This window comes from Vagococcus silagei, from assembly GCF_004795745.1.
Lineage (GTDB): Bacteria > Bacillota > Bacilli > Lactobacillales > Vagococcaceae > Vagococcus > Vagococcus silagei.
On the sequence record NZ_SDGV01000017.1, the window covers coordinates 229,923 to 255,519 of the forward strand.

Genomic DNA, 25,597 nt, shown 5'->3' on the forward strand with positions numbered 1-25,597 from the left:
TCAAATTATGCATTTAAACTCTTTAACATTGCTCTTACTAATGCTGATAATTCACTTGATTCATCAGCACTACTATTTTTTGTCGCTGATGTTACAGCATCACAAGTTGTATTTGCTGGGCAACCTTTTTCTTTAATTAACGCTTGGAAAGAGGCATCTTTTTCTGCTAATGTTGTCACATCTTTTAAACCATATGCTACTTTTTTAATATTTAATAAATGTTTTGGACTCACGTTATCAGAAACTGAACTACCACCAAAAGTACCACAACCTAATGTAAATGAAATTGGTAAACCAGTACTAATACCTGTACCACCTTGACTACCACCAGTATTGACTAAAATTCTTGATGCTGGTTTAGCTGAGAATTTTAATATAATATCGTGATCATTAGTATGGATACTCATTGTATGACCAATACCATTTTGTAATAAATCAATACTTAGATGACAAGCTTCTTCCCAATCATTCACAACATAAAATGCTAAAACTGCTGTTAATTTTTCATAAGATAATGGATAGCCTTCACCAACACCATCTTGTGCTCCAACTAAAACTTTTGTTCCTTGAGGAACTGAAATTCCAGCACCTTCAGCAATAACTTCTGCTGAACGACCTACAAATTTTGCATTCATTGCATGTCCATTTTTAAAGAGTAACGCACAAACTTTCGCGGTTTCTTCAGGTGTCATGAAGTAACCACCTTGCGCTTTAAGCTCACGTAACACTTCATCTTTATTTGAATGTTCACAGATAATTGATTGTTCTGAGGCACAAATTGTACCATTATCAAATGTTTTACTTGCTAAAATTGTTTTAATTGCTTTTTTAACATCAGCTGTTTTTTCAATATAGGCTGGAGAATTTCCTGCACCCACACCAATTGCTGGTTTTCCAGAACTATAGGCTGCTTTAACCATTCCTGGTCCGCCTGTTGCAATAATTAAATCGACTTCTGGCGCGTGCATTAATTCATTTGTTGAAGCCATTGTCGGTGTTGATACCCAACCAATGATTCCTTTAGGAGCACCTGCAGCAATTGCTGCTTCATACATCACTTCTGCTGCTTTTTTAGTACATTCACTAGCTGCTGGATGTGGCGCAATAATAATCGCATTACGTGATTTCAAAGCAACCATAATTTTGAAAAAGACTGTTGATGTTGGATTTGTTGATGGAATAATTCCTAAAACAAGTCCGACTGGTTCTGCCACATCAAAAGTGCCATTTTCTGCATCTTCTCCGACAATACCAACTGTAGCCATGTCTTTAATTTCATCATAAAGTAATGTTGAAGCTGCATGATTTTTATAAGCTTTATCAAGTGGCTTACCAAAACCTGTTTCTTTCACAGCTAACTCTGCTAAACAGACACTATGTTCTCTTGCAGCGTCACGCATACTTTGTAAAATTTTGTCTACTTGTTCTGACGTAAATTGCGCCATCTCAGTTGCGGCTTGATGACCTGCTCTTGCTAAGTCTCTTGCTTCTTGGATTGAACGTAGATCTTTATCAAATTTTTCCATTTTTTTCGCTCCTACTTTACTGTTTACTTATTAAAGTAGCTAATAAATGCTTCAATAAGGTTGTCTTTGCTTGTTTTGTATAATTCTTTTTTACTAATACTAAAATCAGAATGTGTTTTAGCTAATTTTCTTAAATCTGAAACTTTTAACGTATTCAAATGATTACGTGCAGCGTCTAAATCTTGCTCATTTATTAATCCAACAAGTTTTTCTTCAGCTGGATCAAGAACAAGTGTCGCTGATTCTGATAATTCTTCTGTCGTTTTTTCTTCATCAACTTCAAAAGATTCTGTTACTGCGACCTCTTCAACAACTTCGATCGCTAAAGTTTCTTGAATTTCTTCAACTTGGTCAGGTTTAACATCTGTAGGAATATCTTCCTCTTGATCAAAGAAAACCGTCAAGCTATCTGCTGGTCTTGGAATAACATGAGTACTTTGAAGTGACATTTCAGATAAGCTTCGAACGGCCGCATCTCCTGCATCAACAGCAGCTTTAACAGCACCAACGTCTCCTTCAATAATCACTGTCACAAGTCCGCCACCAATTTCCTCTTCTGCCACCAAATTTACATTTGCGGCTTTTAACATGGCGTCACATGCTTCGACTGCTGATATTAGACCCATTGTTTCGATCATACCAATTGCTTGTCTCATAATTGACTCCTTTATCCATTATTTATTTAGGACATGTTGCATAAAAAGTCTTGGTCTTACCTTTAGATTTAAATGTTACCGTATTATTTTTCGGCATATATACAACATCTCCTGCTTTTGCCTGATATGTTTGGCCGTTAATTGTTAAACTTAAATTGCCTTCAACAACATAACTAATTTCTGCATCCAAAATATCATAGTCAAAAACAGAATCCTCAATCGTTAAAAAACCAGCTTTCATGGCAGTACTTTCTTCATTGATAACTTCTTGGAAAAATACTTTCGCATGAGGATTGTTTGTTTCTAATGATTCAAATTGAATACTATTACCATTGACAACTTTTAAGCCCTCTTTCGAAATAGCTGCTTCAAAGGATTGACTGACTTCACCTTGCAACAACTTCTTCAACATCGCAACAATCATTTCTTTTGAAATATCTTGTGAAGCTTGTTGAACGGGTTTTTGTCTTTCAATAGTTAAACCTAACTCTTCAACTAAATCCATTGCTAATGCTGTTACAATCGTTCCTTCTTCAATCATGATTGGATTTACTTTGGTTTCATGATAGTATTCGATATCTTTAGCACTAATCAGCTTCTTCATTTCTATCATTCTTTCTTCTCATATTTTAAACTGATTCACAACTTTCATCGACAATCCCAATGACCGCTGCATCAATTGGAATGTCGTCGTCATCTAACATTCGTCTGGCTGCTGAACCTGTCGTAATAATCACTCTGTCACCAATCCCTGCGCCGATAACATCACACACAATCAATCGTTCTCCATCACGACTACCACCATGAATTTCGGCTAACATTAGTTTTAAGCCGTTCATTTTCTCAGACTTACGTGTCGCCCAAATGTTGTCAACTAACTCTGCAATTACCATACGCGTGAATTCTCCTTCTTCTTAATTTCATTTAATGCTGCTTCAACAGATGCTGTATCTCCATAAATGGCTAACATAATCATATTTTGCGGGCAACTTCCTTTTATATCTTCAACGGTGACACCCACAGCTTTTTCAGCAACGTCAGCTGCACAAACCATTTCAATCAACTTTCCTTGAACCAAGCCAATTGCATCTGGTTTTATCAATGATTCACGAGGACCTGAACCCTTGCGACGATTTAAAATCGCTAAAGTATTCTCACCAGGTGACTTAATCATGCGACAGTCCATTTCAGCCACGCCCCTATTCTAAAATATCTTCCGTACAACTCTTGCCAATACCTAATGGTGTTACAAATAGTGGTTGTTCAGGTTTAAAGGTTGGAATTTTCGTTACTTTTTCAATAATTTGTTCCATCCCGTTTAAACAAGCTGATCCGCCAACTAAGTAAATTGCATCGACTTGATACCCTTCAATTTGACGAAGAATAATACTCCCAATCTTTTCAACAACGGGTTGAAGGACATGAATCAATTCACCATGATTCTTTTTATTACGTTTATAAAGTTCTGCTTCTTCAAAGGGAAGTTTATACGCACCAGCCACCACAAGTGATAAGTGGGTACCACCTGTTGCTTCATCAGCTACTTTGATAACTTCACCATCTTTAAGAATTGAAATACCAGTCGTTCCACCACCAATATCAACAATTGCGCCATTTTGAATATCCATTACCTGGTTTGCTGCTGTGGGTTCATCAAGTAAATTTGTTAATTCAAAACCAGCACTTTGAATGACATTACGAATGGCGCCAGAATCCAACTCGTTTGTTCCAGGGGGGATTGCAGATGCTGCAAACAATAGCTCAGTCTCTAACTCCGCTTCCAATTTTTCTTTTAGTTCACGTACAATATGAATGGCACCAATATAGTCAACGACCATACCATCTTTAACCACATTCGCATACTTGTACGCACCGGCAACAGGTTGATAATTTTCATCTAGCACCGCTAATACGATGCATGCTGTTCCCAAATCTACACCCGTATAATAAACTGATGATTTAGTCTTTAACGGTTTTTCAATCACTTTTTCAAATTGGTGAACGAATTTATTGCATGACGTTAAGTCTAGACTAGCTGTTGTCATCTGATTCTCCTCCTAATAATTGCTCAATACTTGCTTGAATTTCTATTTTAATTTGACCTAGTGCTTGAGAATGCACTTTGCTAAGGGTCTTCTCTAATTTCGTTAGTAAAAAGATAATTTTATTTAATTGAATAAGTAATGGTCCTTTATCGCTCAATGCTTGAGCTAACGAAAGTGTATACGTTTCATTAACAATTAAAGAATCTGTTTCTGTTGAATTATCAACCATTGAAAGCTCTTCTAAGGCCATCAATTGATTTAATATATCAATTAATTTTTCACTAACAGTTAAATTTAATGTGTTCGCCAGTGAAATTGCTTGGAAAAATTCTAAACGTAACCATTCAATTTCTGCCTTTTGATCATCATTTAATTGTGAGTCATTTGTTGGCTTAGTCGTTTTATTCTGTTGATAACGACCTTTAAAATCATTAAAACTAATATTACGATCCACCAAAAACTGACGTGCTTCGGGAGTTAATCGATCATTTTCTGATAGAGTATACGCTGAAAAAGGATTTTTTCGGTACGCACTTCTAAGCTCTATTTCAGTTACAAAATGCATTAGAATCCCCCTCTACACAACCTCGTATAAATTTTTGTTAATTCTTCACTTGTTGGTACTCTTGGATTTGTGATTGTACACTTATCTTCCAATGCTTTTTCAACCATACTTGGAATTGCATCAATATATTCATTAACATCAACACCGACATCATTGATATATTTTGGCATATTCATTTGTTTCATTTGACGATAAATCGCACTAATTAAACTATGAACCGTAGCCTTTGGTGTACCCGACTTGATACCTAAACAATTCGCAATCAATTCATAGCGTTTTAAGCTTGCAGTTTCATTTGCTAAATCCAAACCAGCATTATAAGAGATAACCAGTGGTAATAACATAGCATTCGCACGACCATGAGGTACATGAAAGCGACCACCTAACGCATGGGCTAGACTATGACAAATTCCTAAAGACGCTTCGCTAAAAGCCATTCCTGCTAAACATGAAGCATTATGCATTTTTTCACGTCCTACAAGGTCTTCACCATCGCGAACAACTGGAACAAGATATTCCCAAACCATCTTCATGGCCTTTTCAGCACATGCATCGGTAAAATCTGAGGCAGCTGTCGAAACAAAAGCCTCCATGCAATGTGTTAAGACATCCATTCCTGTGTCAGCAGTAATACTTTTTGGCACTGTCATTGTAAAACCAGGATCTAAAATTGCTAAATCTGGAATCATGCCGTCATCAACAAGTGCATATTTAGCTTGATTTTCTGGGTCTGAAATGACAGAAAATGCTGTTACTTCACTGCCTGTACCACTTGTTGTTGGAATACAAATTAACTGTGTATGCCCAACATGTGTCAACTCTTCATACATTTGTCGAATTGATTTTGCAGAATCTAAAGCAGAGCCTCCCCCTAAAGCAATAAATGTTTTAGGTTGTATTTTTTTGGCGCAAGCAAGACCTGCTGCTACAACATCAATTGTTGGATCTGGAATTACTTCTGAAAAAACGCTGTAATCCCATTTTTGTTGATCGAGTAAATCTGTAATCAAATCGACTTTTTTAGATTCTTTCATAAACGGATCACAGACAACCAGAACATTTCCTAATTCCATTGTCTCTAAAACAGATAAAGCTTGAACACCAAAGCTAATTTTTGTTGGCATTTTAAACATTCCCATTTTTTGCCCTCCTTTCCTGTTGTACTCTTGTTAATAATCGTTTGAAATCAACCTCTTGATTTAGCTTTAAATAGCAATCATTGGTAGTTAAACCTGCTGCAAGCAACAGTCGTTGACGTCCTTCTTGACTTAAATCATCCTCAATTTCTGAAGAATCTGTTAAGACTTGAATGACGGGCTGATTAAAAACTTTTTCAAAATTTGGTGGATACGCTTCTTTCACTTTTTGCCGTTTATGTAACATCAAAACAATATCTGCTTTTTGTTTCATCGCAATAATGTGCTTATGCATCCAAGGACTTTCAAGATAAGTTCCTGGGACACAAATTGTATCTTGACCAAACGTGATATGTGCTTTTCTACGCCCACCTATTTCACCATGCTCAATATAATGCGCTAAAAAAGCTTTGCCTGCATGATTTGGGCCGATTATCAATATTCGTTTACTCATGTGCGAGTCACAGGTTCAACTTTAAAATTCAAAGTTTCACTTAAGATTCGCGTAACTTCAGATAAAGCAATATCGACACTCTTTACATCTCCTTGAATGACAACTGAACCTGTAAAACGATCTAAAAAACCGATTGTTACATCTGCTGCTTTACAGGCTATATCAGCTGCAATCATTGATGTTTCATAAGGAGATAGAGTTAAAATACCAATTGCTCCATAAGAATCAACACCCAAGGCTTCATAAATATCTTCAATTGGTGAGGCAATCAAATGTGCTAATGTCACTTGTTTTCCGGGTACCGATTCTTGTATGACGCGTTGAATTTCTTCTTGAGCCATTTTAACTCTCCTTCCTTAGTGTCGAATCACACGAACAGGGAAATCATATTCTGAAATCCATGATTCAATTTGATCTAATTCTTCTTTATTTAAACTTGGGTCCCCACTAACGGGGTATTCCATACCTAACTGTCCATACTTATTCACGCCTAATTTATGGTAAGGCAGTAAATCAATCCCAAAGAAGTTTGGGTAATCTTTATACGGTAAAAGGAAATCAACAATTGCTTGAATTTCTTCACGACTTGAATTAATTCCTTTTAACATCGGCATTCTGATTTGAATTTTATGACCTGTTTCAAGTAATTCTTGCAAATTTTTTAGAATTCGTTCGTTACTGATACCTGTCAATTCATTATGTCTGACCGGATCCATATGTTTTAAATCATATAAGAATAAATCACAGTATTCGGCAATTTTGGGTAACCATTTACTTCTAGTATGGCCACAAGTTTCAATCGCAGTATGAATACCATCATTCTTACATGCTTTTAAGATTGCTACGGCTGCTTCTGGCTGAGCAGTACATTCCCCACCACTCAGTGTCACACCACCACCAGACATTTCGTAGAAAGCATCATCTTCATGAATGACTTCCATTAACTCAGAGATACTTTTTATCTCACCAGTAATGTTTAAAGCATTCATCGGACAAACTTCAACACATTTTCGACAGCCATTACAGATTTTTTCGCGATCTACTTGATGCACGCCGTTTTCGTCCATGAAGTGGATGCCCATCGGACAGACATCCACACATGCACGACAATCCGTACAAATACTTCTTTGATACATTACTTCATATTTTTTATGCAAGCCTTCAGGATTGGCACACCACGTACAACGCAACGGACATCCTTTAAAAAAGACGATTGTACGGACCCCAGGACCATCGTAAAGACTGTATTTTTGCACATTAAAAACCATAATCTGACGTTCAATGGCATTTTCTGTTTTACTCATGACTACAATCATCTCCTGATCTTTTTTAAATTTGTGTCAACATTGTACGACTGATAATTTCATCTTGAACGTCTTGACATAATTCCACGAAGAATGCACTATATCCAGCAACACGAACAATTAAGTCACGATATTGTTCCGGATGTTTTTGTGCTTCAATCAACGTTTCATTGTCAAGGTAGTTAAATTGCATTTCACCATTTCCTAAGTGACATGCTGTACGTATCAGTGTGATTAAACTTTCTTCACCCTCAGGAGTATCTAGCAAACCAGACATGATTTTAAAGTTGTGAACCATACCAATATTCATTGTGTCATTTGACATTTTTGATACTGATTTAATAATCGCTGTAGGGCCTTTGTAGTCAGCACCTTGAGTTGGACTAATACCATCAGATAACGGAATCCAAGCTTTACGTCCATTCGCAGAAGCGCCGGTCATTTGTCCAAATGGTGTATTGTTAGAAATTGATAACGTACCGTGACTTAACACTGAATATAATGTTTTATATTGGCGGTGTTCAGCTTCAGTAAAATGAATTAAGTCTGAAGCAATTAAGTCAGCATAATCATCATCATTACCATATTTTGGTGCATTTAAGCAGTCTGTTCTAATTTGATCATAACCAACGAAATCTGCTTTAAGTGCTGTGTTTAATTCTTGTAAAGTATATTTCTTTTCATCAAAGACTAATTTTTTAATTGCAGCCATTGAGTCAGCGTATGTTGCTAATCCAGACCAAACAACACCAGGTCCAAAGTTATACATTGCGCCACCTGAAGACACATCATGACCAGTTTCCATACAGCCTTCGTACATAATTGACATTAATGGTTTTGGTGCTAAATCACGATGCACACGTTGTGAAATAACGGTTGCTACGTTTGTCCATTTTGTGATGTAACGAATTTGATCTTTAACAGCTTCTTCAAATTCTTCATATGTTTTATATTGTGTTAAAGCTCCAGCGTCAGGTGTCACTTTACTGCCGTACCATAATGGCACACCATTATTTAAGACTAATTCAATACAGATTGGCCATTGTGTATAAGCTGTTGATGTCCATTGGTATAAACGACCTGATTTTTGTGGTTCCACACAGCCCATTAAACAATAGTCGCGTGCATCTTCCATTGAAACGCCTTTAGCTAACATCATCTTGATATGTGTATCATCAAAGTGACATGCAGGGAATCCCATACCAGCTCTTACTACGTCAACAATTTTCTTCAAGTATTCACGTGGAGATTTGTTATGCACACGACATGCTAATGATGGTTGGTATACTTTAACGTGGCGAACAGCATCCATTAATAGATAAGTTAATTCATTTGTTGCATCTAATCCTTGACGTGTTACACCACCAACACACATGTTAACGAATGGTTGATAACCCGCGAAGAATTTAGAACCACCTTCACTTGTAATCCACATCATTTCTGACATTTTAATTAACATACAGCCTGACAATTCAAATGCTTCAAAGTCATTCATACGTCCTGCTTCAATATCAGCTTTATAATATGGATACATATATTGATCCACACGTCCAATTGACATACCAGTTTGGTTTTCTTCTACAACAAGTAATGATTCAATTGTCCATACTGCTTGGATTGCTTCCCAATAAGTTTCTGGTTTATTTGCTGGTACTTTAGCGTTAATTTCAGAAATCTTTTGTAATTCTGCTTTACGTTTAGGATCTGTTTCTTTACGAGATAGTTCTAAAGCGTATTCTGACATACGTTTTGCGTAAATCATAACCCCTTCAGTTGTATCAATGATTGATTTATAGAAGTAAATTTTTTCAATATCATCTGGATTTTTATAATCTAACTCTTTAAGATGTGCTCTTGCTTCCGCTTGAATATCTAACATCCCTTTTTTCATCAAAATAACATCGTAACCAGGGTTAGAATCGCCACCACCGTTTAAAGCATGGTATGAACAGTCAGAAACGAATGATTCGCCTGATAATTCCCAAACACCAGCTTCGCGATATTGATCTTCACAATACTCATCAACTGATTTACCTTTCCAGTATGGGAATAATTCTTCACGCATAATACGTTTGTCTTCATCAGAAATAAAGAATGGATCTTGTGCACGAGTACCAATTGTATCAATTTCATCTTCCATCCAACGCCAAGCGATATCTGGTGAGAAAGCTCCCGCACGAGGTGCGCCGTTTGGTGCCCCAACAATTAATTCATTATCTTGAATAAGTAATGGTGCTGTTTCACAACAATATTTGAAACATTTTGCACGTAAGACAATTTTTGGCATCCCTGGATTTTCTTGAGCAATTTTTGTAATTGCACGAGCACGGTGAGTCGTAATTGACGGTACGTGTGTTAAATATGTATCTTTTAAAGCTTGTAGACGAGATGTAATGCCTTCTGGTATTTCTGTTTGACCTTCATCAGAAGCAATGACATGTGCTGTTTCAGTTGGTTCTGCTTCAATTTCATCTGATAAAGAAGAAAACATCTTCATTAATGCTGATCTTTCCTGTGGGCTTAATTCTTTTGTTGCTTCTTCTAATTTTGATGAAAACTCTTTGATATCCATTAAACTCCCTCGCTTTTATCTAAAATTTGTTTTAGTATTTTGGTTAATTTTTCTTTCATAACATCATCTGAAACGATGGATGTATCTTGCGTAAAGCACTGTTCTTTGACATATGAAATCTTACGTTGATAAGTTAAATGCTTTGCTGTTACGTTATCAGCAGTGATGCCCTTACCGACACTCAATCCCCCAAGGATTAATGATGTTGAAAGGTCTGAACAAAAGCCCATACTATTAAGAGATGAACCATTCACAACCATTCGTCCAACTGGTTTTTTCAAGGCAAATTCATTTAAAATTTCACTATTTACTGAATGAACCATAATTGTGTGACCATTTTTTTCATTTCGTAACAATTCGATACTTTTTTCGCAAGCTCGAATCCAGTTTGGCTCTAAATAGAAAACCAATAATGGGAATTTCCATTCTTTTGCATATAAACTTTCGTCATAGATATATTGTTGTTCTGACACGATAACTTTTGTATCTTCTGAAACATTAAAGCCTGCCGTTTTGGCAACTTGATAGGCGGTTTTGCCACAAACACTTTGAGGACTTAATGTTAAAGTTGCTTGCAATTGTTTTTCTTCTTCACTAGTTAAAAAGTAAGCGCCGTTTTCTTTAAACGTTGCTTTTACTTTTTCAGCGATAATTCCTTCTGTTACAATATATTGTTCAGAAGCTGGCATCAGTCCATTATTGAAAGAACGACTTTCAACGATCATTTGACAAGCTTGTCGAATATTTGCCGAACGTTCAATAAAAACTGGAATCGAGCCGGTACCTCCATAGATTAAAGGCTTGTTCGTAAGCGGGGTTGCTTTTAAGTAGTCTAAACAGCCAATATCTAAAATTAAGGCAACGTCTGGATGTTGACAAATTTCTGTGATGCCTACTTCTGAAACATGATTTAATATCGTCATCGTACCTGACGGTAAACCCAAGTTTTCTAATAATTCAATCAATTCACGTGCTACTAGATTTAAAGATTGTCCTGATTCCTTATCGGGAATAAAGAGCAAACAATTTCCGGATTTAATTCCAATCAATAATGCATAAATCATATTCACAACATCATTTTCAACAGGTAATAAAACTGGAATCACACCAAGTGGAACACCAACTTCAACTATTGAATCTGCTTCTTTATTAAGAGCACCAATGATTTGTTGCGGTAATACTTTTTCTTCAAAATCTTTTAATAAGTTTGAGACAATTTTACTTTGATCATGCAATAAACCATAACCTGATTCGTTGATTGATTGTTCGATCCAACAGTCTTGTTGCTTTTTAATTTCACCAATTAAGTGCGTTAGGACTTGATCTAAATCTTCTTGACGATACTCAATCAAAGTTTCATGAGCATCGCGTGCTCTTTCGACTAAAATTCGAGCTTCTTGAATCGATTGTAAATCGTCATCAATAAAAGACATTTATATCACTTCCTCTTGTGGTGGCAACAATTCAGTTAATGAATAACGTGAAATAATTTTTTCTAAATCTTGATGCGGGCTGGCAATAACCATTGAACTATAAACTTCTGCGCCCATATCATTGACAGCCTTAACGCCCGTTTCAACAGCTGTGTTACATGCTGCAATATCACCTTTTACGATGACTGAGATATAACCTGAGGCAACATTTTCATAACCCACAAGTTCCACATCTGCTGCTTTACACATTGCATCTGCTGCTTCTAAAACAAAGACTAAGCCAAAGGTTTCAATGGCGCCGATTGCTTCATATCTATTCATTTCATTCTCTCCTTGTTTATAAATCAATATCATGAACGGAAACAATGTCACCGACAGTTGAAATTGGTCTAGGCATTACATTGTGAGCAGTCACTGTTCCGATTTGTTCTGCTGTACGTACACCTGCTTCAACTGATGATTTCACTGCTGCAACATCACCTTTAATCATAATTGTGACTAATGTTGAACCGATATTTTCATAAGAAATAAGTTCCACATCTGCTGCTTTTAGCATGACATCTGTTGCTTTAAGTGCTGGAAGTAATCCGATTGTTTCAATTAAGCCTAATGCTTCATCACCTTTATAACGCATGTGTCTACCTCCTATTTTTGGAATTGAGCAGGAACAAAGTTTTTAACTGTTCCACGACCATCTTCAGTAATTTTATAAGTTAAGATTAAATCTTCTGATTCATTAACGTCATAATTTTCTAATTCAACAAGACCATTTGCTTCTAATGCCATTAAATGATCGAGATACATATCATATGTGAATTGTTTTTCATCACCATAATCTGCTCTTAACGCATCCATTACTTGTTCAACAGAAGCATCCTTTACATGATTCATATAATTTAGGACAGCCATTCTAGCTGGTAATAATGTTTTCATGATTATGCCTCTCCTTTTTTAATTAAATCTAATGGATTCATCGTTACAATGATGGCGCCTAAAACAATGACGATTGAACCAATAACAATTGTTGAAGATAATGCTTGTCCAAGAAATAATACGCTAAATAATACACCCCAGAAAGCATACGTTACATTTAATGACATCCCAATTGCACAACCTACTGTTGCATTTGCTTTATACCATGTTAAGAATGAAACGGCTGCACCTAATCCTGCTAATGCTAACCAAATAACTGGTGTAACTGCAGCTAAAGTACCTTTGAATAATAAGAATTGTCCACCGAAAATAATAATTATTGCTAAAGTAACAATTCCTGAAACAAGTTCACGTAAGTTTACAGCTACGTCTGTATCGATCATCGCGCCGCCAAAACTTGAGAACACACCTTCAAGTCCCCAACCGATTGCTGCGATTAAAGCACTAACAATTCCTAGAGTAAAATCGGGTGCACCTTCTGGTTTAACAAAGTTAATAATAATTGCACCACCCACACATAGAACCATTCCGAATACCACGCGTTTTGTTGGACGTTGTTTCAAGAAAATCCAAGCGAACAAAGCACCAAACAAACTACAAGTTGCTGAAATTGGAATCGCGTAGGCCCCAGCTTTTGCTAAACCAACTAAGTAAGCACCATTGGCAATTGGGCCACCTAATAGGAAACCGATAACTAACATTTTCCCTGGTTTCGTTTTAAGCGTTCTTTTCAATTCTTTTAAGCGACCTTTTTTCCAGTTATAAATTAACAACCACAAACCTGCGAATAAATCATTTAAGCCCGATGCGATAAACGGTGCTGCTAATAGTCCGACAGCACTTGCTAATGGATCATAGCCACTCGCTACAACAACCAATGTTGAATAAATTCCGTAAGTTAAACCTGAAACTAATCCATTACTTATCCCTGTCTTTTTAAATTTTTTATTCAATGCATCCATCTTTACGTCAGCAACTGAATTTGCTTGACGGCCATGCCCCAAAGTTTCTCCGCTATTCATTGATAAGCCTCCCCTACTTAGTTGTTGGTAAAATTGATTCTACTTCTGCATGTGGTCTTGGAATCACATGTACTGATAATAATTCTCCGACACGTTCTGCTGCTGCGGCACCAGCATCTGTTGCTGCTTTAACAGCTCCTACGTCACCACGAACCATTGTTGTCACAATGCCTCCACCGACAAATTCTTTACCAACTAATGTTACGTTTGCTGCTTTCACCATTGCGTCTGCTGCTTCAATTGATCCGATTAATCCTTTTGTTTCTACCATTCCTAATGCATCATACTTCATCTTTGTTTCCTCCTAAAAAATTTTTAGAGGGCGCCTTAGCCCTTTTATGCCTTGACTATACAACATCCCCCTAAAGACAGAGTCAAATTGATTTTTACTTCATGCTCATTTTTTCACATTAACCGTTAGCTATTCTCAATTACTTATTTCAATCGATAATCGGATTTTCGTGTTAAATATCACAATGATTGATGACACCGCTTTCCTCAATGTTGAAATCAATTTTCATGAAATAATGATTATTCTATTTTTGATAATTGTTCAAAATCAATAGTTTTTCATTTTATCCATATTTTCAGCAAAAACGTCTACCATTTGGCTTTTTCAATATTTTCATAGTTTAAAAAACAACTTAGAAAACTATCATTAACACTAATATATCAACATTTAAACATTGTATAAAAAAACATAATAACCAACCTGAACCCATGGGTCATACTTACATGATTATGAAAAAAAAAAAAACAGAAAACCACTTAAAGTCTTCACTTTAAGTGGTTTTCTATCAAAACTTCTCTTTTTCAACTGGTATAATAACTTCCGTAACAAACTTGTCTAGCTCGTTGGTTGCCCAATAGTCGATGACAAATCGTTCATAGGCTTCAGGACCACAGATATACTGATTTTCTTTTGCCCATTTTTCAATCTGCTCATATTTTTGTTCTATGTTTCGAGGGTCGCCTATATGATACGAACATAACGCCATAGTACCGCCCATTTCAGTACAGCCAATCTTATCTGTGAATCTACCCACAGGTTCTTGTAAGATAAAGACGGTATCTTCTTTAAAACTTTTTTTTGCTTTATAGGATGGGTACTTTAATATCATCGGACCTGTAATCTCACAATCATGTTCTTCAAGATAGTTTACCCAAGGAATATTTATTACAGATTCCATATAATTGTAGTTGAATGGTTGTTCTTTGAAATAGCATTTTGCTTTTTCAAGGTACTTAACATTAACATTTTGGATATTATTATCCAGGACCATAAAGCCTTCTCTTAACATATTGAGCCAATCATCAACTGCGCGATATGAACATTTTATTCTCATCTCTTCATTTTTTAATTCATCAAGTTTTGAAATAAAATTATTCTCATGATAAAAATATGATTTTTTATCACCAACGCCTTTCATTTCTTGTAGCTTGAACCCCATTTGTTTATAGTACTTAATTACTGGTATTAGCATCATCGTTTCACGATTATAATAGCGATACCCATTATCTTTACTAACTTTATCCGGAATTACTATACCCATTTGTTCATAAATACGTAACGCTTTTTTTGATATTTTACAAATCTTAGAAACTTCGCCTATCGTAAATAATTGATCGTGACACTTACTTAGTTCAGTCATCTCTAAATTCATTTTTTTTCACCTCAAAAAAAGCAACCCCAACTATATTATTGATGCTTCTCCAAAGATTGTCAATACTCTTTTACCATACAATATACAATTTTTAGACAATTCTAAACCTTTAACTTTAAAAAAAATTATTCTTTACTAAAAAATGTCCCTTTAATCTTATTTTTTTAATCAATTCAAAATTGAAGCTATTTTTTGATTCAGAATATGTTCATAAATTTTCTATATTTTTATAAAATTTCAGGAACTAAATCAAGCCATCTTCATACATCACTCAATTATATAGCAATACCTTCCAGTTATTTAGCGTGGGGAAAATCATCTTCTGTTATTTTTTAATTTAACTCTTGCTCTGAAACTAGTTTCATCTTTTATAATGAATACATCAAACGAAAAGAGGAAACTAATTATGAACACTTACTTTACTTTGAACACACTAAACTCAAGCCAGACTTCTTTTGCACTGCTTTCTATCGATGATTCTTATCTTATTCTTAAAATCACAACGGGACGTTTAAAAAAGGAAAAGAAAATCATCTCACTTAAAGATGCACAACATATTGGTATGGATTCCTATCACACGAGCAAAAGACTATTTATTGTGATTGGAAACGAAACCTATTTCTTTTATGAAAATGGGGCTGGTGTGATACACTATTTATACAAACATCTTTCTCAAATAACTGAGGTGAAAAAATATGCCTAACATTCGCGATATTGCGAATAAAACCGGATACTCCGTTGCTACTGTTTCAAGGGTCTTATCTAATCATCCTTATGTCAGTGATGAAAAAAGAAAGCATATCTTAGCTGTCGTAGAAGAATTAAATTATATTCCTAATCAAACCGCTAGGGCTCTAAGTCTAGGTAAAACACAAAATATCGGTGTTGTGATTCCATTTACAAATCATACCTACTACGATCGCTTAATTAGCGGAATCATTAATGAAGCATTTAAACACGACTATCGAGTGACGCTGCTTCCGACTAACTACTCGAAAGAAAAAGAAAAACAATATATGGATGAATTTGCTGCTAAAACATTTGACGGTATCATTCTCACTACCACCGCAAATGCTTCAGCTTTTTATAAGTCATATCTTCAGCATGGTCCAGTTATTTTTTGTGAAAAAATGAATGAACCAGAATACACTTGTGTCTTCGAAGATTTAGAAGGAGCCATCATCAGTACTTTTAGCGTTTTAAGTTCTAAAGATGTTCAATCAATCGGTTTAACATTAGGTAGAAGTAAACATATTAGCAATTATTCAAAAATGATTATTAACCTTACTGAAACATTTTTTCCTAATTTTTCTAGAAAAAATATTTTTTGGGAATGTTACTCTGCACATGATGCTCATGAAGCAGCACAATTTTTTAGCACTCTACCTTTAGATGCCATTCTAACCAATGGTGATGATGTTGCAGCAACTATCATTCAAAATTTCCCATCTAATCAAACTCTTCCACTCATCATTGGACGAGAACACTTACTTATCAGTGAGATACTAAATTTTTCAACCATCGAAACCCAACTAGAACTTTGTGGGAAAGAAGCGTTTAAGCTTTTTCTATCTGGCGACAATGTAAAGAAAAAAATTCCGTATAATTTTATTGCACGTCATCATAAGACACCTTAGTGACTTTTTTAGTAATATTACGTCATTAGGGTGTTTTTTATGACATTACTTGCTATAATAATATATCATGAAGAAGTTTAAACTTCTTTATTCAAGACACTTGAAAGGAGTCTAACTATTGAAAATCTCAATTGTTATCCCATGTTTTAATGAAGAGCAAATGATTCCACTCTTCTTTCAAGCAATGGAAGAAATCAAACATAAAAATAATTATAACTTTGAATATCTATTTGTAAATGATGGTTCTAAAGATGATACTCTCAATAAAATGAGACAACTTGCTGAAGCACATGAAGATGTTCGCTATCTTTCATTTTCACGTAACTTCGGTAAAGAAGCCGCTCTCTACGCCGGTTTACAAAATGCAACGGGCGATTTTGTTACTGTTATGGATGTTGACATGCAAGATCCACCAGAACTACTCCCACAAATGGTGGACATTCTTAATTCAGATAAAGATATTGACTGTGTTGGAACAAGACGTTCAACACGTAAAGGGGAGCCACCAATTCGAAGTTTCTTTTCAAAAAAATTCTATAAGTTAATTAATAAAATTAGCGATACTGAAATGGTCGATGGTGCTCGAGATTTTCGCTTGATGACTCGTCAAATGGTGGATGCTATCCTTGAATTAACGGAGTATAATCGCTTCTCAAAAGGAATTTTTAGCTGGGTCGGTTTTAACACTCATTATTTAGCTTATGAGAATGTTGAACGTGTTGCCGGAGAAACCTCTTGGTCTTTTTGGCAATTATTAAGTTACTCAATTGATGGGATTGTAAACTTTTCAGACACACCACTTAATTTATCTGTTTTTTCTGGGATTTTATCGTGCATCCTGTCTGTCGTTGCTTTAATTTTCATTATTGTTCGTGCTTTAATCTTCGGAGATCCAACGTCAGGTTGGCCATCGCTTGTCGCAATTATTCTCTTCATTGGTGGGATTCAACTATTAAGTCTAGGGGTAATTGGAAAATATATTGGCAAAATTTTCTTGGAAACTAAAAAAAGACCAATTTATATTGTTAAAGAAACTGAAACATCTAAAAAAAAATAAATTAAAAGCCTGTCATCACATTTTTGTGATACAGGCTTTACTCATTTATTTTGTCATAATGGTTCCTTCAATTTGATCTCTATCGATGAGCCCAAAATTCCGACTATCATAGGAACCCCACACATTGTCCCCAACTACAAAAAATTTATTCTCAGGAATTTCTATTTTTTGGATCTTCATATCGCGAGTATTTGGTAAAATCGGATAAGTTAGATTCACTTCAGAATCTGAATTTTTTTTCTTAGAAGTTTGATAAACAATCGATATTTTTTCAGCTCTAACTTCAACAACGTCACCTGGTACCCCGACAACACGTTTAACTAAATATTTATTTTTAGTCGTTGGATCTGCCGTTTTAAATGCCACAATGTCATAACGACCAATGTCTTTTTGATATTTCACAACGGCCAAATCACCTGATGAGAATGTCGGTTCCATTGAACTACCATCTACTCTCCAAATAAATTGGCGCATTAAAGCTAAGAGTATCACGATAAACAAAATGACCGCTAAAAGAATAACAATGAGTTTCTTACGTCGTTTTTCTTGAATTGCTTTAGGTTGTTTTTTATTTATTGTGTATTTCTCTTTATTTCCTTTGGACTTAGACGATTTTTTCTTCTTTTTTTCTTTTTTGCTAGACATTTTGTTTTTCACCACCCTCTCACTTTTTTAATTCTTAATTAAAACCATAGATTTTTTGTGCTGTACGATAAATGCGTACCGCCGTTTTTCGGCCCAATTTACCAGGTAAATGTAAGGCATGCCCAAAAATACCGTGTCGCAACGTATTATATAAATCAGAATTTGTTGTTTCAATGAAACGCCAAAGTTGGTCTTTCTTAACTAGATTCTCACTTGATCCTTCCTTAAGCAGTAAGATAGATGAGACAGCTGTTATGATTTCAATATAGCGCACCATATATAACTCTAAATTAGAATCGAGATTTTCCAAAGTTGAAAAATAGCGAATCATCTCTTGATTAACAAATAACTGTTGATCGATTCGACTAATCATCACAGTCTCATTAACAGATTGATCATCACGGCCAATATAATAACGATAAAAATCAACATCTAAATAGTACATTCTATTAACCAAAGGTAATGGTTTAAATACATATAAATTATCAACATAAAATGTATGTTTTGGTAACTTAATATTTGCTTCCTTTAATAAAGATGTCCGGTAAATTACCGAGTGCATAAGTAGATATTTACCAATTGGGAATTGAACCGTATTCCAACTAAATTCTTTATTAATTGGTAAAATCGAACGGTATTCCATCACTTTTTTGTGTTTAACACCTTGCTTTTCATAGACATAGTTACTGATAACCATATCCATCATTTCCTCATCTTGATGAGCTTCTAAAAAAGCTAAGATTGTTGCATACGCTTCTGGGTCAACCCAGTCGTCACTATCGACAACTTTTAAATACAAGCCCGATGCTTCAATCAAACCAGCATTTATCGCTTGTCCATGACCACCATTTTCTTGATGCACGACTTTAATAATTGTCGGATATTTTACTTGTAATTGATCCGCAATATGACTTGTACCGTCACTTGAGCCATCATTTACGATTATAATTTCAACTGCCTCACCACCAACTAGAAGTGACTCCACACAACGTGTCATATAATCTTCTGAATTGTAACAAGGCACAATAATACTTAATAATTTTTTCATACTTTCCCTCATACTTCTATAAATAATTTTATCAATCACATTTTCAATACAACACAAATAACTCTTACAGTTCACGTTGACATAGTAGTAACGCTGCATCGATAACCTGATGCATATCAAAATAACGGTACATGCCTAAACGTCCACCAAAAACAATATTGGGTGTCTCTTCTGCCAGTTGTTTATATTTCTTATATAAACGGTTATTATCTGCGTTGTTCACTGGATAATAGGGTTCCATACCTTTTGACCAAGCACAAGGATACTCTTTGGTAATCACCGTATGTTCTTGTGTTCCAAATTCAAAATGTTTATGTTCAATAATCCGCGTATAAGGAATTTCTTTATCAATATAATTCACAACGGCATTTCCTTGATAGTTCTCTTCTTCTAAGCGTTCATGGGTAAAACTCAGTGAGCGATACTCTAGTTCGCCATAACAATAATCAAAAAACTCATCAATCATGCCCGTATATATTATCTTATCATACTTATCCATATATATGTCTTTTTGATTAAAGAAATCTGTATTTAATTGAACACTTACCTTAGAATTGGATAGCATATTCTCAATAATAGCTGTATATCCCCCAACTGGGATTCCTTGATAACGATCATTGAAATAATTGTTGTCAAACGTAAAGCGTACTGGCAAGCGATTAATAATAAACGCGGGTAGTTCTAAGCATGAACGTCCCCACTGTTTTTCAGTATAACCTTTAATCAAAGTTTCATATATATCACGTCCAACTAACGACAAAGCCTGTTCTTCAAGATTTTTAGCAGGTCCTTCCAAAACTAGACGTTGCTCCGCAATTATTTTTTCAGCTTCTTTAGGCGTTTTAACACCCCAAAGCGCATGAAAAGTATTCATATTGAATGGCAAATTGTAAAGTTGATTCTGATGAATGGCCAAAGGCGCATTAACAAAGTTGTTAAATTCACCGAATTGATTGATATATTCCCAAATCATTTTATTAGAGGTGTGAAAAATATGAGCCCCATACTGATGAACATTGATTCCATCCACATTTTTTGTATAGATATTTCCCCCAATATGATCGCGCTTCTCAATAACAGTCACATCATGGCCCTTTTTAGCTGCTTCGTGAGCAAAAACTGCTCCGAATAAGCCACTCCCTACGACTAAATAATTCATGACATTTCAACACTCCAGTATTTATTTCTCATAGAAACATTATACCAAAAAAATAGATAAAGCCAATGTTTTCAAAACATCTCTAAAAAAACAAAACAAAAAAGCTAAAATGAAACGGGGATTTCACTCTAGCTTATAAAGGGGGGGAAAATCTTTTTAAATATTTTTATCGAAACTCTATTTAAAACGAAGTAGCCAACAACCGTTGTGACTACAAGTCTAATGATACGTTGCTCCTCATAAAAAGTCAAACAATTCACTACGTATTATTCAATTTTTAATAGGTTATAATACATTTTAAAAAAACAAGTTTTCATAAAGTTAACATCTGTATTTTTTAAAATATTCTTTGATAAAATAACTATAATATATATCTAGATTTCTTCTTCAATCTAGATAATTTAAATCATATTTTATCAAATAAAGAAATGGCATTTCCAATCATTCTTTTTTTATTGTTTTTCTCCTGATTTTTTTAATACTTCCTGTCTTGTTAAGTATCCTAATCAAAACAAGTGAATTAGTAAACAATCAATAAAATAACTCATTTGATATTTATTCTAATTATAATCTTTATTAGTTAAATGAAATTAAATAGCAGATAATTTAAGAGAAATAAATTAATTTAGCAAACAATAAAAGTGAAAATTCGACTTAAAATATATATTAATGTACGTTTTTATTAAAAATTGCTGTCTTTCTTGTAAGTTTATTTAATTGTTTACGCATTGTTCAAAAATTGTTAACATATATTTGAGATACTCAAGATAGACTTTTTAAAATAAGTAGCGTAAATTTATAGTTCAATCTAAAAAATAAATTAAGGATACTAAAAAATACAAGGAGGAGTTTCATGGTAGCAAAAGACGTTAATGACTATTTAGATAAAGCAATGTATGGCACACCTCAACTAAAACCTGATGAACAGAAAAAATATCTTGGCACTTTTAGAGAACGAGTTGTTTTTGCACTAACTCTAAATCAAATGAAGAACAAAAAATTCGAAAAATATTGCTTGGATAAAATTTCCAAGTATCCACAAGGTGAGTTACTAATTAGCGCAAAAAGCGATGAACAAACACAACAAGCTTTTTTAATTTTGGCTCAAAAGGCTAATGTGCCATTCCGATTGATTGATGACGCTCCTGGTAATCCAGATCCAATCAAAACGATTGGTGTTGTCTATACATTGAAAACAGCGATTAACCTTCAAGATATTATCCCTGCTGAAAATCAATTTGACGCAAAATCAAAAGAAACACATTCTACTAAAAAAACATCCTTGTTTGGCCGCTTGTGGTCTTAAAATAAATAAAGTACTGAACGAAAATTAAAATAATTTTTGTTCAGTACTTTTTATTATAATTCTGGAAATAATAAATCCAATACATCTCGTGTTAAACGTCGACTATGTCCTTGATGTGGATAAATATGCATTTGCATCATGGGATTGAAATTAGCTTCAATAATCCCGTAATCCTTTGATTCACGTATTGATGCTTGTTTGATATTTGGAATCATCATATCAACTCCGCAAACGACAGCCCCAAGTGCCTTTGCCGCGTCTTCAGCAATTCGTTTATAACCTTCAGCAACATCATCTGTTCGATCAATCGAATCACCACCCGTACTAACATTTGAGTTTTCTCTTAAATAAATATATTCTCCTTTAGTTGGTACACTAGAAAAATCAAGATTCTGTGTTTTTAAAACCATTGCCTCGCTCTCGCCTAGAGCAATTTTTTCTAGCGGCGTGTGATGGTTTGTGCCACGTAAAGGGTTCTCATTTTTGTTTGCTACTAATTCAGCAATTGTGTGGCAGCCATCTCCCTCTACATTGGCTGGAACACGTTGTAAAACTGCTTTCGTTTTTCCATCTAACACAAAGAAACGGTATTCCGTTCCTTCTAAAAATTCTTCTACAAGCACCTGCGAATCATGCTCAAAAGCCATCTCTAACGCTTGTTGATAATCATCCTGAGACACCGATGCTTTAAAAATAGAAATACCTAGGCCAAAATTAGTCGACTTTGGTTTAATTACAATCGAGCCTGATTCAAACTCTGGATAATAATTCATTGCCTCAGCTAGCGAACTAAATTCATAACCATTTGGAACCGAAAATTTTTCCGTAGCCAGTATTTTTTTGGTCACGACTTTGTTTTCCATCATCAATGGCGAAATATAGTGATCTTTACTCGTCATATTACCATTCTTCACGTACTCAATATGTGATCCCCGCGAAAGTTTGAGGAATTGATCTTCCTCATCTAATATCTCTAATTTTAGACCTTTTTGTAGGGCATCAAACATTAAAATTTGTGTTGATAACTCCATTTCACGATACCCAGCTAATTGATAAGGTTTTTCGTACGCAGCATGATGATAGTCTAGCGCTTTTGAAACCGCCCACTCACCATTTGAAAGAGCAGTTTGTTCTAAAGTTTTCACATAACGTCCTGCTAATGTTTTTTCAGGATTCTTAAATTGATCTTTAAGCTCTTCGGCAAGACTTTTCTCTTTATCTGATAAATTTAATGCGTCGATCATTTGATCTAATTCTTGCAGTAACCAGTTTCCTTCTTCTTGATAAATTGTGAGTGCCAACGGATGTTCTAACGCAACTGTATTATTCTTTAGAACTCCTTCTTGTTCACGCTCTAAGACTGATTTTTCTTCTTCTGGCAACCATAACATTAATAATACTAATAAATGAAGACTATCCAAGGTTTTTTGATTAATTCCAATTGTTGAAAATGGATCTAAATCAATATTGCGCAGTTCGACATACTGAATACCATTTTTTGCTAACTCTTGTAAATCTTGACTTCCTCTTAAACGAACTGAAGAATAAAACTCTTTTGCTTCAATCAACGCACCAGTATCAACTAAATGTTCAATGTCATTCACATAAGTATCCAAACTTTCATATGATACTTTTATTTCAGGACGGTTCGTATAACCAAAACTACTGTTGCGAATACTACGCACTGGTTCATTAGGTCGATCCATAATAAAGTAATGATCTTCTGCAATTGGTGAAGCACCGAAGAAATAAGTAATGAGCCAACGATAACGTAAATATTGACGTGCCACTTTTAAATAGATTTCTGATTTAAATTCAGTCAATAATAGTGATTGATCTGACAAATCATACATTTGTTTAATTAATTGCGGAGAAAACTCAAAATTGTAGTGGATTCCACTCACCATTTGTTTTCGTTTTCCGTATACTTTTGCTAAGTAACGACGATAATTAACATCACCTTGATTCTCTAATTTTGCAATTTGAATATCACGATCATCAACAGGTAAAGCTGGTGGCATACTCAACGGCCATAGCATTTCCTCCTCTGGCATTGACCGTAATAAGACGTCATTTAAAGCACTTAAAAAACGTAGCGCTTCTTTTTCTGTATCAAAAACTGGCGTGATGAGCTCAGTTTGTGTTTCACTAAAATCGGTTTGAATATATGGATGAATCGTTCGGCTTCCCAACGTTTTTGGATGATTGGTTTGTGCTAAAGCACCTGATAATGTCACACGTTGGCTTTCTTTTTCAAGACCAATTCGTTTTTTATAGAGATATGGCTGCAGCTTTGGATCTTTTAATATATTTTGTAACTGATTTATCATTTCTATACCCTCTATCTATCATAAACTCTTGAACTACGTTGTCTATTATATCAAACCCTACTTACATTCTCTATTTTGCTGTTTATGACTCACCAATATAAAAAAATACTTATCATCAAAAACGAAAACTAACATTCTTGACGATAAGTATTATTAAGATAACTTGTGGACCACGACACGATCCAAGATATTTAGTATTTCTTCACCGGAAGCCAAATCTTCTGTGAATGCTGTAGCACTTCCAGCTGCGACACCTAATTTTAATGCAGAAACACTATCATGATTAGTCCAATAGCTTTGAATGAATCCCGCGACCATTGAATCACCTGAGCCAACTGAATTAATCAACTCACCAGTCATACCTGGTGCTAGATAAGTTCCCTCTTGATTAAACAACACAGCACCTTCTTTTCCCATTGAGACCAAAACATTTTTAGCGCCCATGGTAACCAGTTTTTCTCCATAAGGCAGCATCTCCTCTAAATTGGAAAAACTTGTTTGAAAAATTTCTGCTAATTCATGATGATTGGGTTTAATCAACTCAGGATGATAAGCAACTAATTCTAATAATTCCGAACTACTGATATCTAACACAAACGGAACATGATTTTTTTCTAACATTTCTAAACACATTTGATAAATATTTTTCGGGACACCTTGAGGAATACTGCCTGAAAAAACTACCAAATCCTCTAGCGTTAAATTTGAAAGCTGACTCATAAAATGCGCTAATTCATCTTGTTCGATCAATGGGCCTTGTCCATTAATCTCTGTTTCTTGATTACTTTTTAGTTTCACATTTATCCGATTCTCAGCTTTAATGGGCACAAAATTTGTTTTAAGCTTTTCTTGCAATAATTTTTCTTGAATAAATTCTCCAGTAAAACCACCGACAAAGCCTAAATTAATTGACGATGTGCCTAAATTTTTTAAAACTCGGGAAACATTTATCCCTTTACCCCCAGGAAATTTATAATCTCTTGTCGCTTTATTTAAGTCCCCTGATTGAAACTCAGGAACAAAAACAACATAATCTACTGCAGGGTTTAAAGTTACTGTGTATATCATTACTATTACCTCCTAGACTTCGTACTGCGGGCTTCGT

The 25,597-nt window shown here is 34.9% G+C and carries 27 protein-coding genes and 1 pseudogene; 4 read left to right on the forward strand and 24 right to left on the reverse strand.

Annotated features, from left to right (window positions below):
- Nucleotides 1–5: 5 nt before the first annotated feature.
- From ESZ54_RS08415 to ESZ54_RS08505, 19 genes and pseudogenes are all read right to left on the reverse strand, one after another.
- Nucleotides 6–1,526, reverse strand: a complete 1,521-nt coding sequence (locus tag ESZ54_RS08415; protein ID WP_136137223.1) for an acetaldehyde dehydrogenase (acetylating) — start codon at nucleotides 1,524–1,526, stop codon at nucleotides 6–8.
- 413 nt (nucleotides 1,527–1,939) lie between these two features.
- Nucleotides 1,940–2,182, reverse strand: a pseudogene (locus ESZ54_RS12790) (BMC domain-containing protein); the annotation flags it as partial.
- A 22-nt stretch (nucleotides 2,183–2,204) separates the two neighbouring features.
- Entirely contained in the window at nucleotides 2,205–2,795 is a 591-nt protein-coding gene (locus ESZ54_RS08425) for a cupin domain-containing protein (RefSeq protein WP_136137225.1), read from the reverse strand.
- A 16-nt stretch (nucleotides 2,796–2,811) separates the two neighbouring features.
- Nucleotides 2,812–3,075, reverse strand: a complete 264-nt coding sequence (locus tag ESZ54_RS08430; protein WP_136137226.1) for a EutN/CcmL family microcompartment protein — start codon at nucleotides 3,073–3,075, stop codon at nucleotides 2,812–2,814.
- Nucleotides 3,069–3,368, reverse strand: a complete 300-nt coding sequence (locus ESZ54_RS08435; RefSeq protein ID WP_136137227.1) for a BMC domain-containing protein — start codon at nucleotides 3,366–3,368, stop codon at nucleotides 3,069–3,071. The genes ESZ54_RS08430 and ESZ54_RS08435 overlap by 7 nt, the downstream gene beginning before the upstream one ends.
- A gap of 13 nt (nucleotides 3,369–3,381) precedes the next feature.
- Nucleotides 3,382–4,227: an ethanolamine utilization protein EutJ gene (gene eutJ, locus ESZ54_RS08440; protein WP_136137228.1), complete on the reverse strand. Its 846-nt coding sequence runs from the start codon at nucleotides 4,225–4,227 to the stop codon at nucleotides 3,382–3,384.
- A complete protein-coding gene (locus ESZ54_RS08445; protein ID WP_136137229.1) occupies nucleotides 4,214–4,792 on the reverse strand; it encodes a hypothetical protein in 579 nt (192 codons plus the stop codon). Before ESZ54_RS08445 ends, eutJ begins: the two co-directional genes overlap by 14 nt.
- Nucleotides 4,792–5,931 (reverse strand): 1-propanol dehydrogenase PduQ, encoded by a 1,140-nt coding sequence (locus ESZ54_RS08450; RefSeq protein WP_136137230.1) that lies wholly within the window; start codon nucleotides 5,929–5,931, stop codon nucleotides 4,792–4,794. Before ESZ54_RS08450 ends, ESZ54_RS08445 begins: the two co-directional genes overlap by 1 nt.
- Entirely contained in the window at nucleotides 5,918–6,382 is a 465-nt protein-coding gene (locus tag ESZ54_RS08455; protein ID WP_136137231.1) for a EutP/PduV family microcompartment system protein, read from the reverse strand. Before ESZ54_RS08455 ends, ESZ54_RS08450 begins: the two co-directional genes overlap by 14 nt.
- The gene (locus ESZ54_RS08460) at nucleotides 6,379–6,723 is read right to left on the reverse strand and encodes a BMC domain-containing protein (protein WP_136137232.1); all 345 of its coding nucleotides are present in this window, start codon (nucleotides 6,721–6,723) and stop codon (nucleotides 6,379–6,381) included. The genes ESZ54_RS08455 and ESZ54_RS08460 overlap by 4 nt, the downstream gene beginning before the upstream one ends.
- Nucleotides 6,724–6,738: 15 nt before the next feature.
- Entirely contained in the window at nucleotides 6,739–7,686 is a 948-nt protein-coding gene (gene cutD / locus ESZ54_RS08465; RefSeq protein WP_136137233.1) for a choline TMA-lyase-activating enzyme, read from the reverse strand.
- A 25-nt stretch (nucleotides 7,687–7,711) separates the two neighbouring features.
- A complete protein-coding gene (cutC, locus tag ESZ54_RS08470) occupies nucleotides 7,712–10,258 on the reverse strand; it encodes a choline trimethylamine-lyase (protein ID WP_136137234.1) in 2,547 nt (848 codons plus the stop codon).
- On the reverse strand, nucleotides 10,258–11,691 hold the full coding sequence (locus tag ESZ54_RS08475) for an aldehyde dehydrogenase family protein (RefSeq protein WP_136137235.1): 1,434 nt from the start codon (nucleotides 11,689–11,691) through the stop codon (nucleotides 10,258–10,260). The genes cutC and ESZ54_RS08475 overlap by 1 nt, the downstream gene beginning before the upstream one ends.
- Complete coding sequence (locus ESZ54_RS08480) at nucleotides 11,692–12,012, reverse strand: BMC domain-containing protein (RefSeq protein WP_136137236.1); 321 nt, start codon at nucleotides 12,010–12,012, stop codon at nucleotides 11,692–11,694.
- Between the two features lie 16 nt (nucleotides 12,013–12,028).
- On the reverse strand, nucleotides 12,029–12,325 hold the full coding sequence (locus tag ESZ54_RS08485; RefSeq protein WP_136137237.1) for a BMC domain-containing protein: 297 nt from the start codon (nucleotides 12,323–12,325) through the stop codon (nucleotides 12,029–12,031).
- 11 nt (nucleotides 12,326–12,336) lie between these two features.
- Nucleotides 12,337–12,624, reverse strand: a complete 288-nt coding sequence (locus tag ESZ54_RS08490) for a hypothetical protein (protein WP_136137238.1) — start codon at nucleotides 12,622–12,624, stop codon at nucleotides 12,337–12,339.
- Nucleotides 12,625–12,626: 2 nt separating this feature from the next.
- A complete protein-coding gene (locus ESZ54_RS08495; protein WP_136137239.1) occupies nucleotides 12,627–13,646 on the reverse strand; it encodes a DMT family transporter in 1,020 nt (339 codons plus the stop codon).
- Nucleotides 13,647–13,659: 13 nt separating this feature from the next.
- Nucleotides 13,660–13,938 (reverse strand): BMC domain-containing protein, encoded by a 279-nt coding sequence (locus ESZ54_RS08500; RefSeq protein ID WP_136137240.1) that lies wholly within the window; start codon nucleotides 13,936–13,938, stop codon nucleotides 13,660–13,662.
- A 505-nt stretch (nucleotides 13,939–14,443) separates the two neighbouring features.
- Complete coding sequence (locus tag ESZ54_RS08505; protein ID WP_136137241.1) at nucleotides 14,444–15,310, reverse strand: MerR family transcriptional regulator; 867 nt, start codon at nucleotides 15,308–15,310, stop codon at nucleotides 14,444–14,446.
- A 373-nt stretch (nucleotides 15,311–15,683) separates the two neighbouring features.
- Between ESZ54_RS08505 and ESZ54_RS08510 the strand changes: the two genes are divergently transcribed.
- From ESZ54_RS08510 to ESZ54_RS08520, 3 genes are all read left to right on the forward strand, one after another.
- A complete protein-coding gene (locus ESZ54_RS08510) occupies nucleotides 15,684–16,013 on the forward strand; it encodes a hypothetical protein (protein WP_136137242.1) in 330 nt (109 codons plus the stop codon).
- Nucleotides 16,006–16,947, forward strand: a complete 942-nt coding sequence (locus tag ESZ54_RS08515; RefSeq protein ID WP_136137243.1) for a LacI family DNA-binding transcriptional regulator — start codon at nucleotides 16,006–16,008, stop codon at nucleotides 16,945–16,947. The genes ESZ54_RS08510 and ESZ54_RS08515 overlap by 8 nt, the downstream gene beginning before the upstream one ends.
- Nucleotides 16,948–17,065: 118 nt before the next feature.
- A complete protein-coding gene (locus ESZ54_RS08520) occupies nucleotides 17,066–18,004 on the forward strand; it encodes a glycosyltransferase family 2 protein (RefSeq protein WP_136137244.1) in 939 nt (312 codons plus the stop codon).
- A gap of 45 nt (nucleotides 18,005–18,049) precedes the next feature.
- On the opposite strand, the gene lepB is transcribed toward ESZ54_RS08520, so the two are convergent.
- From lepB to glf, 3 genes are all read right to left on the reverse strand, one after another.
- Nucleotides 18,050–18,649, reverse strand: coding sequence for a signal peptidase I (gene lepB, locus ESZ54_RS08525; RefSeq protein WP_136137245.1), 600 nt, complete (start codon nucleotides 18,647–18,649; stop codon nucleotides 18,050–18,052).
- 34 nt (nucleotides 18,650–18,683) lie between these two features.
- The gene (locus ESZ54_RS08530) at nucleotides 18,684–19,697 is read right to left on the reverse strand and encodes a glycosyltransferase family 2 protein (RefSeq protein ID WP_136137246.1); all 1,014 of its coding nucleotides are present in this window, start codon (nucleotides 19,695–19,697) and stop codon (nucleotides 18,684–18,686) included.
- Between the two features lie 64 nt (nucleotides 19,698–19,761).
- Nucleotides 19,762–20,856: a UDP-galactopyranose mutase gene (gene glf, locus ESZ54_RS08535; protein WP_136137247.1), complete on the reverse strand. Its 1,095-nt coding sequence runs from the start codon at nucleotides 20,854–20,856 to the stop codon at nucleotides 19,762–19,764.
- A gap of 853 nt (nucleotides 20,857–21,709) precedes the next feature.
- Here glf and ESZ54_RS08540 point away from each other — a divergent pair.
- Nucleotides 21,710–22,162: a YueI family protein gene (locus tag ESZ54_RS08540; RefSeq protein WP_136137248.1), complete on the forward strand. Its 453-nt coding sequence runs from the start codon at nucleotides 21,710–21,712 to the stop codon at nucleotides 22,160–22,162.
- Nucleotides 22,163–22,215: 53 nt separating this feature from the next.
- On the opposite strand, the gene gshAB is transcribed toward ESZ54_RS08540, so the two are convergent.
- Together gshAB and pfkB are read right to left on the reverse strand one after the other, a co-directional pair.
- Entirely contained in the window at nucleotides 22,216–24,492 is a 2,277-nt protein-coding gene (gene gshAB, locus ESZ54_RS08545; RefSeq protein WP_136137249.1) for a bifunctional glutamate--cysteine ligase GshA/glutathione synthetase GshB, read from the reverse strand.
- Between the two features lie 153 nt (nucleotides 24,493–24,645).
- Nucleotides 24,646–25,560 (reverse strand): 1-phosphofructokinase, encoded by a 915-nt coding sequence (pfkB, locus tag ESZ54_RS08550; protein ID WP_136137250.1) that lies wholly within the window; start codon nucleotides 25,558–25,560, stop codon nucleotides 24,646–24,648.
- Nucleotides 25,561–25,597: the final 37 nt, after the last annotated feature.